The organism is Pseudomonas borbori (assembly GCF_900115555.1).
GTDB lineage: Bacteria > Pseudomonadota > Gammaproteobacteria > Pseudomonadales > Pseudomonadaceae > Aquipseudomonas > Aquipseudomonas borbori.
In genome coordinates this window covers 124,379-139,578 of sequence record NZ_FOWX01000009.1, presented here as the reverse complement: position 1 = coordinate 139,578, position 15,200 = coordinate 124,379, and the positions used below count along the sequence as shown (strand labels likewise).

The 15,200-nt window shown below is 63.7% G+C and carries 14 protein-coding genes; 4 read left to right on the top strand and 10 right to left on the bottom strand.

Going from position 1 to position 15,200, the window contains the following annotated elements; translation table 11 throughout:
* Positions 1–18 precede the first annotated feature (18 nt).
* The gene (locus BM315_RS09075; RefSeq protein WP_244527276.1) at positions 19–432 is read right to left on the bottom strand and encodes a flagellar basal body-associated protein FliL; all 414 of its coding nucleotides are present in this window, start codon (positions 430–432) and stop codon (positions 19–21) included.
* A 235-nt stretch (positions 433–667) separates the two neighbouring features.
* Here BM315_RS09075 and BM315_RS09070 point away from each other — a divergent pair, with 235 nt between their 5' ends.
* A complete protein-coding gene (locus tag BM315_RS09070) occupies positions 668–1,645 on the top strand; it encodes an NADPH:quinone oxidoreductase family protein (protein ID WP_090500046.1) in 978 nt (325 codons plus the stop codon).
* 114 nt (positions 1,646–1,759) lie between these two features.
* Here BM315_RS09070 and BM315_RS09065 read toward each other — a convergent pair whose 3' ends face one another.
* From BM315_RS09065 to trxA, 4 genes are all read right to left on the bottom strand, one after another.
* Positions 1,760–2,728: a CDP-6-deoxy-delta-3,4-glucoseen reductase gene (locus BM315_RS09065; RefSeq protein WP_090500042.1), complete on the bottom strand. Its 969-nt coding sequence runs from the start codon at positions 2,726–2,728 to the stop codon at positions 1,760–1,762.
* 100 nt (positions 2,729–2,828) lie between these two features.
* On the bottom strand, positions 2,829–4,295 hold the full coding sequence (ubiD, locus tag BM315_RS09060) for a 4-hydroxy-3-polyprenylbenzoate decarboxylase (protein WP_090500038.1): 1,467 nt from the start codon (positions 4,293–4,295) through the stop codon (positions 2,829–2,831).
* A gap of 88 nt (positions 4,296–4,383) precedes the next feature.
* Positions 4,384–5,643, bottom strand: a complete 1,260-nt coding sequence (gene rho / locus BM315_RS09055; RefSeq protein ID WP_090500036.1) for a transcription termination factor Rho — start codon at positions 5,641–5,643, stop codon at positions 4,384–4,386.
* Between the two features lie 248 nt (positions 5,644–5,891).
* Positions 5,892–6,218, bottom strand: coding sequence for a thioredoxin TrxA (trxA, locus tag BM315_RS09050; RefSeq protein WP_090500034.1), 327 nt, complete (start codon positions 6,216–6,218; stop codon positions 5,892–5,894).
* 333 nt (positions 6,219–6,551) lie between these two features.
* Here trxA and ppx point away from each other — a divergent pair, with 333 nt between their 5' ends.
* Positions 6,552–8,054 (top strand): exopolyphosphatase, encoded by a 1,503-nt coding sequence (ppx, locus tag BM315_RS09045; protein ID WP_090500031.1) that lies wholly within the window; start codon positions 6,552–6,554, stop codon positions 8,052–8,054.
* Here the strand turns inward: ppx and ppk1 are convergent.
* Entirely contained in the window at positions 8,041–10,251 is a 2,211-nt protein-coding gene (gene ppk1 / locus BM315_RS09040) for a polyphosphate kinase 1 (RefSeq protein WP_090500029.1), read from the bottom strand. The two genes, ppx and ppk1, sit on opposite strands and share 14 nt — an antisense overlap.
* Before the next feature lie 18 nt (positions 10,252–10,269).
* Positions 10,270–11,283 (bottom strand): porphobilinogen synthase, encoded by a 1,014-nt coding sequence (hemB, locus tag BM315_RS09035; protein ID WP_090500027.1) that lies wholly within the window; start codon positions 11,281–11,283, stop codon positions 10,270–10,272.
* Positions 11,284–11,703: 420 nt separating this feature from the next.
* Between hemB and elbB the strand changes: the two genes are divergently transcribed.
* Both elbB and BM315_RS09020 read left to right on the top strand, forming a co-directional pair.
* A complete protein-coding gene (gene elbB, locus BM315_RS09025; protein ID WP_090500023.1) occupies positions 11,704–12,363 on the top strand; it encodes an isoprenoid biosynthesis glyoxalase ElbB in 660 nt (219 codons plus the stop codon).
* A 96-nt stretch (positions 12,364–12,459) separates the two neighbouring features.
* Complete coding sequence (locus tag BM315_RS09020; RefSeq protein ID WP_090500021.1) at positions 12,460–12,930, top strand: thioesterase family protein; 471 nt, start codon at positions 12,460–12,462, stop codon at positions 12,928–12,930.
* Between the two features lie 141 nt (positions 12,931–13,071).
* Here BM315_RS09020 and BM315_RS09015 read toward each other — a convergent pair whose 3' ends face one another.
* The 3 genes from BM315_RS09015 to BM315_RS09005 form a co-directional block, all read right to left on the bottom strand.
* Positions 13,072–13,524, bottom strand: a complete 453-nt coding sequence (locus tag BM315_RS09015; RefSeq protein ID WP_090500142.1) for a YaiI/YqxD family protein — start codon at positions 13,522–13,524, stop codon at positions 13,072–13,074.
* A 37-nt stretch (positions 13,525–13,561) separates the two neighbouring features.
* Positions 13,562–14,191: a LysE family transporter gene (locus BM315_RS09010; protein WP_090500018.1), complete on the bottom strand. Its 630-nt coding sequence runs from the start codon at positions 14,189–14,191 to the stop codon at positions 13,562–13,564.
* Between the two features lie 95 nt (positions 14,192–14,286).
* A complete protein-coding gene (locus tag BM315_RS09005) occupies positions 14,287–15,051 on the bottom strand; it encodes a TerC family protein (protein ID WP_090500015.1) in 765 nt (254 codons plus the stop codon).
* Positions 15,052–15,200 lie beyond the last annotated feature (149 nt).

Here is a 15,200-nt window from a genome sequence, read left to right as displayed (position 1 = left end):
GCGCTCTTATCGCGGGCATCACTGAATGATCAGATTGTTGAACAACAGGTCGTCCACCAGCGGCCGGCCTTCTTCCTGAGTCAGGATGTCCTGCACCTGCTTGAGCGCTTCCTGGCGCAGCGCCTCCTTGGCGCCGGCCGCTCCGATGCTCTCCTCGGTCTGCTGGGAAAACAGCATCACCAACTGATTGCGGATCAACGGTTCGTGGTGCTTGACCTTGCCCTCGGTTGCAGTACCGCTGACCCGCAGGGCGATATCCGCCTTGTAGAACTTGAGCTTGGGCCCTGAACCGAAATTGCCCACCAGCGCGGGCACCAGGCTGACATAGGCAACCGTCGGCGGCGCATCCTCTTGCGGTTCTTTCTCCGCGTCCTCGGCGAATGCCATCACGGGCAGGGACAGGGCCAACAACAGTGCGATCCAGACTTTCACAGGGGGTCTTCCTCCACATCGGGCGCCTAGCATAGCCATAGCCGGACCGCAGCCCAAGCCCCGGCGTGCGTGAAAAAACGCCCAGGCTTATGCAGCGCCATCAGACGCGACCATGCTCGTTGACCGAGAGCCCTTCGCCTCCAACACTGCAAGGGTCTGCTGACGCTTGGTTGCGGCGCGGCTCGCCACCAAACGTCAGCAGACCCCAGCCCATCATCCGCAGAGGAGAAGCCCGATGAAAGCCGTGCTGTGCAAAGCCTTCGGCCCCGCCGAAACCCTGGTACTGGAAGAAATCGCCAGCCCCGAAGCGAAGCGCAACGAGATCCTGCTCGAGGTGCATGCGGCCGGGGTCAACTTCCCCGACACCCTGATCATCGGGGGCAAGTACCAGTTCAAGCCGCCCTTCCCCTTCTCCCCCGGTGGCGAGGCAGCAGGCGTGGTGGCGGCGCTGGGGGAAAAGGTCAGCCACCTGAAGGTCGGTGACCGGGTGATGGCCCTGACCGGCTGGGGCAGCTTTGCCGAACAGGTGGCGGTGGCGGGCGACAACGTCATACCGATCCCGTCGAGCATGGACTTCACCACTGCCGCCGCCTTCGGCATGACCTACGGCACCTCGATGCACGCGCTCAAGCAGCGCGCCAACCTGCAGCCCGGTGAAACCCTGCTGGTGCTCGGCGCCTCCGGCGGCGTCGGCCTGGCGGCAGTGGAAATCGGCAAGGCCATGGGCGCCAGGGTGATCGCCGCGGCGAGCAGCGCGGAGAAGCTGGCCGTGGCCAAGGCCGCCGGTGCCGACGAACTGATCAACTACAGCGACAGCGACCTGAAAGATGAAATCAAACGCCTGACCGGCGGCCAGGGCGCCGACGTGATCTACGACCCCGTAGGCGGCGACCTGTTCGATCAGGCCATCCGCAGCATCGCCTGGAATGGCCGCCTGCTGGTGGTGGGTTTCGCCAGCGGACGCATCCCCGAGTTGCCGGCCAACCTGGCCCTGCTCAAGGGCGCCGCCGTGGTCGGGGTATTCTGGGGCTCGTTCGCCCAGCGTCAGCCGCAGGACAATGCCGCCAACTTCCGGCAGCTGTTCGCCTGGCATGCCGAAGGCAAACTCCAGCCGTTGGTGTCGCAGACCTTTCCGCTGGAGCAGGCGGCAGCGGCGATCGACACCCTCGGTCAGCGCAAGGCCGTGGGCAAGGTGGTGGTGCAGGTTCGCTGAGCCATTAGCCGGTAGGGTGCGCCATGCGCACCTTCGGCCCACCCAGGAATATCGGTGCGCGCAGCGCACCCTACGAAAAAGCCGCCCTCGGGCGGACTTTTTCATGGGCGTCAATCAGCCCCTGGGAGCGTAGGCAAATACGTCGGCGCGCATCTGCCGCGCATCCATGCCCGCCTCGACCAGGGCGTCCAGGGTCGCGTAGACCATGACCGGCGAGCCGCTGGCATACACATGCAACGGCTTGAGGTTGGCAAAGTCTTCGCACACCGCCTCGTGCAACAGACCGCAACGGCCCTGCCAGCCGCACTGGTCGCTGACCACCCGATGCAGGAACAGGTTGGGCAACGACTGCCACTCGGCCCAGCAGGGCAACTCATAAAAATCTTCCGGCCGGCGCGCGCCCCAGTACAGATGCACGGGGTGGGGAAAGCCGGCAGCGCGGCAGTGCTCGATCAGGCTGCGCATCTGCGCCATGCCGGTACCGGCGGCGATCAGCACCAGCGGGCCGTCCGGCAACTCGGCCAGATGGGTGTCGCCAAACGGCATCTGCACCTGGGCGAAGCCCTGCCCGCGCAGGTGCTCGATGACCGCGACACTGGACGGGTCGCGCGCCAGGATATGCAGCTCCAGCTCGCGTCCCGATTGTGGCGCCGAGGCCAGGGAGAACGCCGAGTACTCACCTTCGGCGCGCCGCAACAACAGATACTGACCCGCGTAATAGCGCGGCAGCTTGCCAGCCGGTGCACGCAGACGGACACGAAACACATTGCCACCCACCTCGTCGCACGCGATCAGCTGGCAGTTCAACTCGCGCATCGGCAGCTCGCCAGGGGCCAGCACGCCGTCCCAGAGGAGCACGCACTCCTCTTCGGGTTCGGCCAGACAAGCGAACACCTCGCCATGATCATGGATCTGGCCGGCCTGACGCACCCGGCCGTTGACCAGCAGGGATGCGCATATATGGCAGTTGCCGTTGCGACAGCTCTGCGGGCAGTCGTAACCGAGACGGCGTGCGGCATCGAGGATGCGCTCGCCTCGCTCGACGTCGAGCACGGCACCTGAGGGTTGCAGGGTTACTTTCATAGCGTTTTCAATCCAAGGCGCAAACCAGCGGCCCGCTCAGGGCACCGCACGTATTGCAGTAAGCACGAGCGAAGTCGCTCATCTATCCAGCCATGCAGTATCAGTCGATCCCCAACTGCGCCCAGAGATCGTCGACCCGACGCTTGACCGCCTCATCCTGAACGATCGCACGGCCCCACTCCCGGCTGGTCTCGCCCGGCCATTTATGGGTAGCGTCCAGGCCCATCTTGCTACCCAATCCAGAGATCGGCGAGGCGAAATCAAGGTAATCGATAGGCGTGTTGTCGATCAGCACCGTGTCGCGCTTGGGATCCATGCGGGTGGTGATGGCCCAGATCACGTCGTTCCAGTCGCGCGCATCGATGTCGTCGTCGGTGACTATGACGAACTTGGTGTACATGAACTGGCGCAAAAACGACCAGACACCGAGCATCACCCGCTTGGCGTGGCCGGGGTACTGCTTCTTGATGGTCACCACCGCCATGCGGTACGAGCAACCTTCGGGCGGCAGGTAGAAGTCGGTGATTTCCGGGAACTGCTTCTGCAGGATCGGCACGAAGACTTCATTCAAGGCCACCCCGAGGATCGCCGGCTCGTCCGGCGGCCGCCCGGTGTAGGTGCTGTGGTAGATCGGCTGCTGCCGGCGGGTGATGCGCTCGACGGTGAACACCGGGAAACGGTCGACCTCGTTGTAGTAGCCGGTATGGTCGCCGTAGGGCCCCTCGTCGGCCATCTCGCCGGGGTGGATGACCCCCTCGAGGACGATCTCGGCGCTGGCCGGCACCTGCAGTTCGCTGCCGCGGCATTTCACCAGTTCGGTGCGATGGCCGCGCAACAGACCGGCGAAGGCGTACTCGGACAGACTGTCGGGCACCGGGGTGACCGCACCGAGAATGGTCGCCGGATCGGCGCCCAGGGCCACGGCCACCGGGTAGGGTCGATCCGGATATTTCTCGCACCAGTCACGGAAGTCCAGGGCGCCGCCGCGGTGGCTGAGCCAGCGCATGATGACCTTGTTGCGGCCAATCACCTGCTGGCGGTAGATGCCGAGGTTCTGCCGCTCCTTGTTCGGGCCCTTGGTGATGGTCAGGCCCCAGGTGATCAGCGGACCGACATCGCCCGGCCAGCAGGTCTGCACCGGCAGCTTGCCGAGGTCGACGTCCTCGCCTTCCTCGATCACTTCCTGGCAGGGTGCGTCTTTCAGCACCTTGGGCGCCATCGACAGGACTTTCTTGAAGATCGGCAGCTTCGACCAGGCGTCCTTCAGCCCCTTGGGCGGCTCCGGCTCCTTGAGAAACGCCAGCAGCTTGCCGATCTCGCGCAGTTCGCCGACCTCTTCCGCCCCCATGCCCAGCGCCACCCGTTTGGGCGTGCCGAACAGGTTGCCGAGCACCGGCATGCCGAAGCCCGTGGGATTTTCGAACAGCAACGCAGGACCGCCCTTGCGCAAGGTGCGGTCGCAGATTTCGGTCATTTCCAGCACCGGGGAGATCGGTGCCTGGATGCGCTTGAGTTCACCGCGCTGTTCCAGGCCGCGGATAAAGTCGCGCAGGTCGCGATATTGCATAGTGAGCTACAAGCCTCGAGCGGCAAGCTACAAGCTCAAAGCGACCTGGCAACCGCTTGCGGCTTGTCGCTTGCAGCTTGCGGCTTTCTTATTTACGTCGCATCGACATGAAGAATTCTTCGTTGGTCTTGGTCGCTTTCAGCTTGTCGATAAGAAACTCGATGGCGGCGATTTCGTCCATCGGGTGCAGCAGTTTGCGCAGGATCCACATGCGCTGCAGCTCGTCTTCGGCGGTCAGCAACTCTTCGCGACGGGTGCCGGCGCGGTTGATGTTGATGGCCGGGAATACGCGCTTCTCGGCGATGCGACGGTCCAGCGGCAGCTCCATGTTGCCGGTGCCTTTGAACTCTTCGTAGATTACTTCATCCATCTTCGAGCCGGTTTCCACCAACGCGGTGGCGATGATGGTCAGCGAACCGCCTTCCTCGATGTTGCGCGCGGCGCCGAAGAAGCGCTTCGGCTTTTCCAGGGCATGGGCATCGACACCACCGGTGAGCACCTTGCCGGAGCTCGGAATCACGGTGTTGTAGGCCCGCGCCAGACGGGTGATGGAGTCGAGCAGGATGACCACGTCCTTCTTGTGCTCGACCAGGCGCTTGGCCTTCTCGATCACCATCTCGGCGACCTGCACGTGGCGGGTCGGCGGCTCGTCGAAGGTCGAGGCGACCACTTCGCCGCGCACGGTGCGCTGCATTTCGGTCACTTCCTCTGGGCGCTCGTCGATCAGCAGAACGATCAGGTGGCATTCCGGGTTGTTGCGCGCGATGTTGGCGGCGATGTTCTGCAGCATGATGGTCTTGCCGGCTTTCGGCGGCGCCACGATCAGGCCACGCTGGCCCTTGCCGATCGGCGCGCAGAGGTCGATCACGCGGCCGGTGATGTCCTCGGTGGAGCCGTTGCCGGCCTCCATGACCAGGCGCTTGGTGGGGAACAGCGGCGTCAGGTTCTCGAACAGAATCTTGTTCTTGGCGTTCTCCGGACGGTCGAAGTTGATCGTGTCGACCTTGAGCAGGGCGAAGTAACGCTCGCCTTCTTTCGGCGGGCGGATCTTGCCGACGATGGTGTCGCCGGTACGCAGGTTGAAGCGGCGGATCTGGCTCGGCGAGACGTAAATGTCATCGGGGCCGGCCAGGTAGGAAGCGTCCGCGGAGCGGAGGAAGCCGAAACCGTCCTGGAGAATCTCCAGCACGCCATCACCGGAGATTTCCTCACCGCTTTTAGCGTGTTTTTTCAACAGCGAGAAAATCACGTCCTGCTTGCGCGAACGAGCCATGCTTTCCAGGCCCATCTGTTCGGCGAGTTCCAGCAGTTCGGTGATCGGCTTTTGCTTGAGTTCGGTCAGATTCATAGGAATGACGTAATCATGAAGGAGGGGAAATAAGCTATTTAGCTTGGGAGGCCGCGCCACTGAGAAGACGACTGGATCGCCCGCTTGTGTATCGAAGGTATTCGAATAGGAATCCGTCGGCGACGGCTTGCAGAGGGCTGTATAGGAAATACAGCGAGGCCGAATGTAACACCGGCTTTGTCGGCACGTCCAGCGTTCGCGCAGAAAAAAGCCCCGCACCAGGCAGGGCTTCTGCGACTCGACCCAGCTTAGATGTTGCTGTCGAGGAAGGCCATCAGTTGCGACTTGGATAGCGCGCCAACCTTGGTGGCCTCAACGTTGCCGTTCTTGAACAACATCAGGGTCGGGATGCCACGCACGCCGTATTTCGGCGGGGTTCCCTGGTTCTCATCGATATTCAGCTTGCAGATTTTCAGCTTGCCTTGATAGTCCCTGGCGATCTCATCGAGTACCGGCGCGATCATCTTGCACGGACCGCACCACTCAGCCCAGTAATCGACCAGAACCGGACCTTCGGCCTGGATGACGTCCTGGTCGAAGCTGGCATCGCTGACATTGGTGATGAATTCGCTCATGGAAAGTCCCCGTGTTCGGAAGCAAAAGATGGGCGACATCATAGCCCGGCTTTCCCGACACAGGAAGGCGGGCGCCATTGAGCTTATCTATAGGCCCTGGCAAAGGTCTGCGCAACTCCAGCCAGAAACGCACCGGAGCTGGACCGCACAAGGCGCCCAGACCGCCTCTGCAACGGCCTTTGCCCGCCGGCGACGGGCTCAGCGGGCCCACGCCTGGAGCGGCCAAGCGCCGGGCGGCCAAGGGCAGGCCGTCGACCTGCGACATCGGTATGCGTTGGCGCGCTCCACCTATCGTGGCAGGATGTCGGCGTTCCGTATCGAGAAAGCCCCATCATGCCGCATACCCCTGCAGAGTCATTTCCCTTGATTGCAGCCATCGACCTGGGCTCCAACAGCTTCCACATGGTGTTGGCCAAGGCCGATCACGGTGAACTGCGTATCCTCGAGCGCCTGGGCGACAAGGTGCAACTGGCCGCCGGTATCGACGAGCTGCGCCTGCTCGACGAGGCCGCCATGCAGCGCGGTATCGACTGCCTGCGACGCTTCGCCCAACTGACCGCCAGCCTGCCGGAGGGGGCGGTGCGTATCGTCGGCACCAATGCCCTGCGCGAGGCGCACAACCGCGGCGAATTCATCCGCCGCGCCGAGGAGATCCTCGGTCACCCGGTCGAAGTCATCTCCGGTCGCGAAGAAGCACGCTTGATCTACCTCGGCGTGTCCCACAGCATCGCCGACACGCCGGGCAAGCGCCTGGTTGCCGATATCGGCGGCGGCAGTACCGAGTTCATCATCGGCCAGCGCTTCGAGCCGTTGCTGCGCGAGAGCCTGCAGATGGGCTGTGTGAGCTACACCCAGCGCTACTTCAAGGACGGCAAGATCACCCCGGCCCGCTATGCCCAGGCCTATACCGCGGCGCGCCTGGAAATCATGGGCATCGAGCATGCCCTGCGCCGGCTCGGCTGGCAGGATGCGGTGGGTGCATCCGGCACCATCAAGGCCATCGGCCTGGCGATCCAGGCCGCCGGGCTGGGCACTGGCGAGATCAACCCGGAAGGCCTGGCCTGGCTCAAACGCAAGATCTTCAAGCTCGGCGACGTGGACAAGCTCGACATCGACGGCATCAAGCCGGATCGCCGCGGGATATTCCCCGCCGGCCTGGCCATTCTCGAGGCGATTTTCGATGCCTGCGAGATCGAGCGCATGTCGCACTCCGAAGGCGCCCTGCGCGAAGGCGTACTCTACGACCTGCTTGGCCGCCATCACCACGAAGACGTACGCGAGCGCACCCTGAGCGCACTGATGGAGCGCTACCACGTCGACCTGGAGCAGGCCGCGCGGGTCGAGCACAAGGCCCTGGAAGCCCTCGAGCAGGTGGCTGGCAGCTGGGGACTGGGCGACGAATGGCATCGCGAATTGCTGATCTGGGCCGCGCGGGTGCATGAACTGGGTCTGGACATCGCCCACTACCAGTACCACAAGCACGGCGCCTACCTGATCGAGCACTCCGACCTGGCCGGCTTCTCACGCATGGATCAGCAGATGCTCGCCCTGCTGGTGCGCGGCCACCGGCGCAACATACCCAAGGACAAGCTCGGCGAATTCGGCGAAGAAGGCATCAAGCTGATCCGTCTGTGCGTACTGCTGCGCTTCGCCATCCTGTTTCATCACATCCGCAGCACCCAGGCGATGCCCAAGGTGCAGTTGCAGGCCAGCGCGCAGAGCCTGGAAATCGTCTTCCCCGAAGACTGGCTGGCGGCCAACCCGCTGACCCAGGCGGATTTCACTCAGGAAGCCGAGTGGCTCAAGCGCATCGGCATCGAGCTCAGCGTGCGCTGACCAGCGGCACCGTCAGCTTCTCCAGCAGCCCGGCCTGGGCGCTGCGCGGGTTCTGGTTGCCGGTCGGGCTGCTGCGCAGGTAGCGACCGTCCGGCTGCAGCACCCAGCTCTGGGTGTTGTCGGTCAGGTAGGCCTCCAGCTCCTTCTTCACCCGCAGGATCAGCTTCTTGCCTTCCACCGGAAAACAGGTTTCGACGCGCTTGTCCAGGTTACGCTCCATCCAGTCGGCGCTGGACAGGTAGATCTTCTCCTCGCCGCCATTGAGGAAGTAGAACACCCGCGTGTGCTCGAGGAAGCGGCCGATGATCGAACGCACCTGGATATTGTGCGACACCCCGGCAATTCCGGGACGCAGGCAGCACATGCCGCGTACCACCAGGTCGATGCGCACCCCGGTCTGACTGGCCTTGTACAGCGCGCGGATGATCTTCGGATCGGTCAACGAGTTGAACTTGGCGATGATCTGTGCCGGTTTGCCTTCGGCCGCGGCGGCGGTTTCCTTGGCGATCAGGTCGAGCAGGGTTTTCTTCAGGGTGAAGGGCGCATGCAGCAGCTTCTTCATGCGCAGGGTCTTGCCCATGCCGATCAGCTGGCTGAACATCTTCGCCACGTCCTCGCCGAGGGCCACATCGGCGGTGAGCAGGCTGTAGTCGGTGTACAGCCTGGCATTGCCGGCATGGTAGTTGCCGGTGCCCAGGTGCGCGTAACGGACGATCTCGCCGCTTTCGCGGCGCAAAATCAGCATCATCTTGGCGTGGGTCTTGAAACCGACCACGCCGTAGATCACCACCGCACCGGCCGCCTGCAAGCGACTGGCCAAGGCCAGGTTGGACTCCTCGTCGAAGCGTGCGCGCAGCTCGATCACCGCGGTGACTTCCTTGCCGTTGCGCGCGGCCTCGACCAGCGCATCGACGATTTCCGAGTTGGCGCCGCTGCGGTACAGGGTCTGCTTAATCGCCAGTACATGCGGATCTTTCGCCGCCTGACGGAGCAGATCGACCACCGGGGTGAAGGACTCGAACGGGTGCAGCAGGAGGATGTCCTGCTTGCTGATCACGCTGAAGATGTTGTCGCTGTTCTGCAGCAGCTTGGGGATCACCGGGGTGAACGGCGGGTACTGCAGTTCCGGGTGACTGGCCAGGCCGGTGATGCTGAACAGGCGGGTCAGGTTGACCGGCCCGCTGACCCGGTACAGCTCGCTCTCGCCCAGACTGAACTGCTTGAGCAGATAATCCAGCAGCGGCCGCGGGCAGGTGTCGACCACCTCCAGACGCACCGCATCGCCGTAACGCCGCGAGAACAACTCGCCGCGCAAGGCACGGGCCAGGTCCTCGACGTCCTCGGTGTCCACCGACAGGTCGGCGTTGCGGGTCAGGCGGAACTGGTAGCAGCCCTTGACCTTCATGCCCTGGAACAGGTCGTCGGCATGGGCGTGGATCATCGAGGAGAGGAACACGTAGTTGTCGCCGGGACCGCCGACCTCCTCCGGCACCTTGATGATCCGCGGCAGCAGGCGCGGCGCCGGGATGATCGCCAGACCCGAATCGCGGCCGAAGGCGTCGATGCCCTCCAGCTCGACGATGAAGTTCAGGCTCTTGTTCACCAGCAAGGGGAACGGATGGGTCGGATCCAGGCCGATCGGCGTGATGATCGGCGCGATTTCGTCGCGGAAGTAGCGGCGCACCCAGACCTTCAGCTTGGCGTTCCAGTGACGGCGGCGGATGAAGTTGACATTGTGCTTCGCCAGCGCCGGGAACAGCACGTCGTTGAGAATTGCATACTGGCGCTCGACCTGTTCGTGCGCCAGCTCGGAAATCCGCGCCAGCGCCTGATGCGGCTGCAAGCCATCGGCGCCGGCCTGCTCGCGGGCGAAGTTGATCTGCTTCTTCAAGCCGGCGACACGGATCTCGAAGAACTCGTCCAGGTTGCTGGAGAAAATCAGCAGAAACTTCAGCCGTTCCAGCAACGGATAGGACTCATCCAGTGCCTGCTCCAGCACACGGATATTGAATTGCAGCTGCGACAACTCGCGGTGGATATACAGGCTGCTGTCGTCCAGGTTCGGCACCACCATGGGCGGAGCCGGCGTGGGTGCGAGCACCGGCGTTTCGATCGGCAGCAGAATTTCCGCCGGCAGTTCGGCGACGACTGCTTCGGCAGCCTGCAATTCGCTCGGGGTGAGTCCTTCGGTAGTCATTGGATCGTCCTGGCGGGACTAGCGCCCCGGCTGTAACAGTTCTGCCGCACGCACGGCGAAATAAGTAAGGATGCCATCGGCACCGGCCCGCTTGAACGCGGTCAGCGATTCGAGGATCACCGCCTCGCTCAACCAGCCATTCTGGATCGCGGCCATATGCATGGCGTACTCGCCACTGACTTGATAGACAAAGGTTGGCACGCGGAATTCCTGCTTGACCCGCCAGAGAATGTCCAGATAGGCCATGCCCGGCTTGACCATCACCATATCGGCGCCTTCGGCCAGGTCGGCGGCCACTTCGTGCAGCGCCTCGTCGCCGTTGGCCGGATCCATCTGATAGCTGGCCTTGTTGGCCTTGCCCAGATTGGCTGCCGAACCCACCGCATCGCGGAACGGGCCGTAGTAGGCGCTGGCGTACTTGGCCGAGTAGGCCATGATCCGCACATTGGGGAAATCGGCCAGTTCCAGGGTCTCGCGGATAGCCTGCACCCGACCGTCCATCATGTCCGAGGGCGCGACCACCTGGGCACCGGCCTCGGCATGCGACAACGCCTGCTTGACCAGGGCGTCGACGGTGACGTCGTTCTGCACGTAGCCGTGTTCGTCGAGGATGCCGTCCTGGCCGTGGGTGGTGAAGGGATCCAGGGCCACGTCGCTGATGATGCCCAGCTCCGGAAAACGGGCACGCAGGGCGCGAATCGCGCGCTGGGCGATGCCCTCGGGGTTCCATGCCTCGCTAGCGTCCAGCGACTTTTTCTCCAGCGGCGTCACCGGAAACAGCGCCAGCGCCGGGATGCCCAGGGCCACCCACTTCTCCGCCTCCTGCAGCAGCAGGTCGATGGACAGCCGTTCGACACCCGGCATCGAGGCGATCGCCTCGCGGCGGTTGTCGCCGTCGAGGACGAACACCGGCAGAATCAGGTCGTCGACGCTCAACCGATGCTCGCGCACCAGGCGCCGGGAAAACTCATCGCGACGGTTGCGCCGCAGGCGCGTGGCAGGAAACAGGCGATTGGCAGGGGTAAAGCTCACAGCAGACTCCATAGCCCGCACGAACGGGCGAGCGTGACAGTTATAAGCCACCATTATGACCAAATGATGACGGTCGCAGGCGAAACGCCGCCAACGCGGCGCGCCGGCCTGCCGCATCATTGTGCCCAGCATGCCCAGCGTCGTCGAGCGACGCAGCGTTTTCCCGAGCGCAGCGAGAGAGCAGGCCGAGCGGGCGAAACACCCCGGGCACTCCGCCCCACATCGATATCGCCTAGCAGGCTGTAATTCAACTCAAGCCCATATCGCCATCGAAGCCCAGAAGCTAGGATTAGCAGAAGAATCTTGACCAGGCGGATGATGTGCACCCCCGCCATCACGCCCAACTCGTCGAGGATCGGCTGCAGCCCCGTCATGGCCTGCATAGCCACCCTGACTCAGCCCAGTGACCAGGAGTTCTCAATGAACAAAAAAGTAGCGGTGATTCTGTCCGGTTGCGGCGTTTACGACGGCGCCGAGATCCACGAGAGTGTTATCACCCTGCTGCGCCTCGACCAGCGCGGCGCCGAGGTGCAGTGCTTTGCACCGAACGTGCAGCAACTGCATGTGGTCGATCATTACAGCGGCGATGAAATGGACGAGACGCGCAACGTCCTGGTGGAGGCCGCCCGCATCGCGCGCGGCAAGATCAAGGACGTACGCGAGCTGCATGTGGACGATTTCGACGCCCTGATCATGCCCGGCGGCTTTGGCGTGGCCAAGAACCTCTCGGACTTCGTCCTCAGTGGCGCCAACTGCACGGTGCAGGCCGACGTGCTGAACGCCACCCAGGCCTTCGTCAAGGCCGGCAAACCGGTCGGCCTGATGTGCATCGCTCCGGCTCTGGCGGCAAGGATCTTCGGCCGCGGCGTGGTTTGCACCATCGGCAACGACCATGACACCGCCGCCGCCCTGACCCAGATGGGCGCCATCCATCACGAATGCGAAGTCAGCGAAATTATCGAGGATCACCCCAACAAGCTGGTCACCACGCCCGCCTACATGCTCGCCCAATCGATCAGTGAAGCGGCCTCGGGCATCAACAAGCTGGTCGACCGGGTACTCGAACTGACCCACGTCTAGGTCAAACCCGCCAATGCGCGCGGCACACCGGCCGCGCCTCTGGCCAAGCAGACCAGCCTGCTGCAGCGTGAGCAACCCCTCGTAAAGGCAGGCGCCATGACCACTCCACCTATCGAACTCACCGAGGAACTGCAGAAGGCCGTGAGCGGCTTTTTTCAGCGCATCCCGTTCAACCAGATGCTGGGCATCCAGCTTGGTGAACTGAGTTCGCAGCGGGTGACCATGCACCTGCCGATGCAGGACGGACTGATCGGCAACTTCGTCCACGGCATCCTGCATGGCGGGGTGATCGCCTCGCTGCTGGATGTCGTCGGCGGCGCCATGGCGCTGATCGGCGCTTTCGACAAGCACCGCCACCTGTCCAGCCAGGAGCGCATGGCGCGGCTGTCCAAGCTGGGCACCATCGACCTGCGCATCGACTACCTGCGCCCCGGTCGCGGCCAGCACTTCACTGCCAGCGCCGTGCTGCTACGCTCCGGCAACAAGGTTGCGGTGGTGCGCAGCGAACTGCACAGCGATGACGGCACCCTGGTGGCGGTCGGCACCGGCACCTACCTGTGCGGTTAGCCCCTTATTCCTGATCCTCCCCCAATGATCTGCCGGGAACTATCGTCTCTTTGGGCGGCAGTCGAGGGACAAGAATGGGGCGGAGAGCACAGCGATACCCATCCTACGCCCTGGGGCGGCTGAAGTCGGCGCGGCCGGGCTTCAGCTGCGCAACAAGCGCGTGAGAATACGATCCAGGGCATTGGCGAAGGCCTGCTTGTCGCGTTCACCATAGGGCCCCTGGCCACCGCCGACCTGGCCCTGCTCGCGCAACTCGGTAAACAGATTGCGCACCGCCAGGCGCTCACCCATGTTGCCCTCGTCGAACTCCTTGCCGCGTGGATCGAGCGCGGCAACCCCCTTCTTCACCAGGCGATCGGCCAGGGGCACATCGCTGCAGATCACCAACTCGCCAGACACGGCATGCTCGACCAGATAGTCATCCGCCGCATCCAGGCCGCTGGGCACCACGATCAGCCGCACGCAGGCGTAGGCCGGCTTGACCTGTGCCTGACCGGCCACCAGCAACACCTCGAAGTGCCGCTTGAGGGCGAACTTGACCACTTGATCCTTGGCCGCCTTGGGGCAGGCGTCGGCATCTATCCAGACACGTATCCGGGCGCTTTGCTCATTCAAGACCAACGACTCCCGCTCAGGCCGGTGCGCGGCGTACCGTGGCCAACAGCGCGGCGGCACCGACGAACAGCACGGCGAATGTCCGGTTCATCACCCGCTGTTGACGCGGCGCACGCAAGGCGCGCAGCGCCCGTGCCGCCAACCCGGTGTAGCCGGCCATGACGACCAGGTCGACGCCGATCATGGTCACGCCCATCAGCAGGTGCTGCACCAGCAACGGCGCCTGCGGATCGAGAAACTGCGGCAGCACCGCCAGGATGAAAACGATGGCCTTGGGGTTGCTGAAATTCACCAGAAAGCCGCGCAGGACCAGGGTCAACGGCCGACCGATCGGACGCTCGGCCGGCGCCGTCATGGCGCTGGGCAAGGCCTGCCACTGGCGATAGCCGAGGTACACCAGATAGACCACGCCGAACCACTTGATCAGGCTGAACGCCACTTCCGATGCGGCGAGAATCGCCCCGACCCCGGCGGCGACTATGACGATCTGCAGGGCCAGGCCCAACTGCAGACCCAGGGCATTCCAGTAGCCGCGGCAGAAGCCGTATTGCAGCCCGGCGGACATCGAGGCAATGGCCCCGGCTCCCGGCGACAGGCTGATGACCCAACAGGCGGCGAAGAACGCAAGCCAGGTTTCCAGTGCCATGGCGATACCTCGAACAGAATGATGAAGGGCTGCCTGCGGACAGAAGCAGGCGCTCTAGCCTACCCCTTGTTGCGTTGCACGCCCAGCCGGCTAACTCAGTCCGGCGAACCCTTGCGCAGGTGCACCGACTCCAGCTCTTCCTTGCGCGCCCGGGCGCGGGCCGTGCGCAGGCGGATATTGACCGCTTCCACCGCCAGCGAGAAGGCCATGGCGAAGTAGACGTAGCCCTTGGGCACATGCACGTCGAAGGCTTCGGCGATCAACACGGTGCCGACCACGATCAGGAACGACAGGGCGAGCATCTTCAGGCTCGGGTGCTTGTCGATAAAGTCGCTGATGGTGCCAGCCGAGAGCATCATCACGATCACCGAGATGACAATGGCCGCAACCATCACCGGCACATTGTCGACCAGGCCGACCGCGGTGATCACCGAATCCAGCGAGAAGACGATGTCGATGATGGCGATCTGCACGATGATGCCCATGAAGCCATAGGCCTTGCCGCCCGTACCCTGCGCCTCCTCTTCGCCTTCCAGGCTGTGGTAGATCTCCGCCGTGCTCTTGAACAGCAGGAACAGGCCGCCGAAGAACAGGATCAGGTCGCGTCCGGAAAAGCCTTCACCGAAGACCTGGAACAGGTCGGTGGTCAGGCGCATCACCCAGCTGATCGACAGCAGCAGCAGGATCCGCGTGCCCATGGCCAGGGCCAGGCCGAAGAAGCGCGCCTTGGGTTGCTGGGCCTTGGGCAGGCGGCTGACCAGGATCGAGATAAAGATGATGTTGTCGATGCCGAGGACGATTTCCAGGGCGGTCAGGGTCAGAAACGCGACCCAGAGTTCAGGGCTGGCCAGCCATTCCATAGGGATTAAATCTCGAGCTTGCGGGTGGAGGGACGTTCGCCATTGCGCCAACGGCGCACGGCTTTCTGAAAGAACGGGCTGCTGGGCCCTGTACCCCGGTGCCCGGCGCACCCGGGATGGTGTAGAACAGGCTGATCTCCGGGCCCCGG

Excerpts from the sequence above, each read along its gene's own strand:
- ppx (WP_090500031.1), top strand. The coding sequence starts at position 6,552 with ATGCCGCATACCCCTGCAGAGTCATTTCCCTTGATTGCAGCCATCGAC.
- ubiD (WP_090500038.1), bottom strand. The coding sequence starts at position 4,295 with ATGCAATATCGCGACCTGCGCGACTTTATCCGCGGCCTGGAACAGCGC.
- BM315_RS09010 (WP_090500018.1), bottom strand. The coding sequence starts at position 14,191 with ATGGCACTGGAAACCTGGCTTGCGTTCTTCGCCGCCTGTTGGGTCATC.
- BM315_RS09070 (WP_090500046.1), top strand. The coding sequence starts at position 668 with ATGAAAGCCGTGCTGTGCAAAGCCTTCGGCCCCGCCGAAACCCTGGTA.
- BM315_RS09020 (WP_090500021.1), top strand. The coding sequence starts at position 12,460 with ATGACCACTCCACCTATCGAACTCACCGAGGAACTGCAGAAGGCCGTG.
- elbB (WP_090500023.1), top strand. The coding sequence starts at position 11,704 with ATGAACAAAAAAGTAGCGGTGATTCTGTCCGGTTGCGGCGTTTACGAC.
- trxA (WP_090500034.1), bottom strand. The coding sequence starts at position 6,218 with ATGAGCGAATTCATCACCAATGTCAGCGATGCCAGCTTCGACCAGGAC.
- rho (WP_090500036.1), bottom strand. The coding sequence starts at position 5,643 with ATGAATCTGACCGAACTCAAGCAAAAGCCGATCACCGAACTGCTGGAA.
- BM315_RS09065 (WP_090500042.1), bottom strand. The coding sequence starts at position 2,728 with ATGAAAGTAACCCTGCAACCCTCAGGTGCCGTGCTCGACGTCGAGCGA.
- BM315_RS09005 (WP_090500015.1), bottom strand. The coding sequence starts at position 15,051 with ATGGAATGGCTGGCCAGCCCTGAACTCTGGGTCGCGTTTCTGACCCTG.
- ppk1 (WP_090500029.1), bottom strand. The coding sequence starts at position 10,251 with ATGACTACCGAAGGACTCACCCCGAGCGAATTGCAGGCTGCCGAAGCA.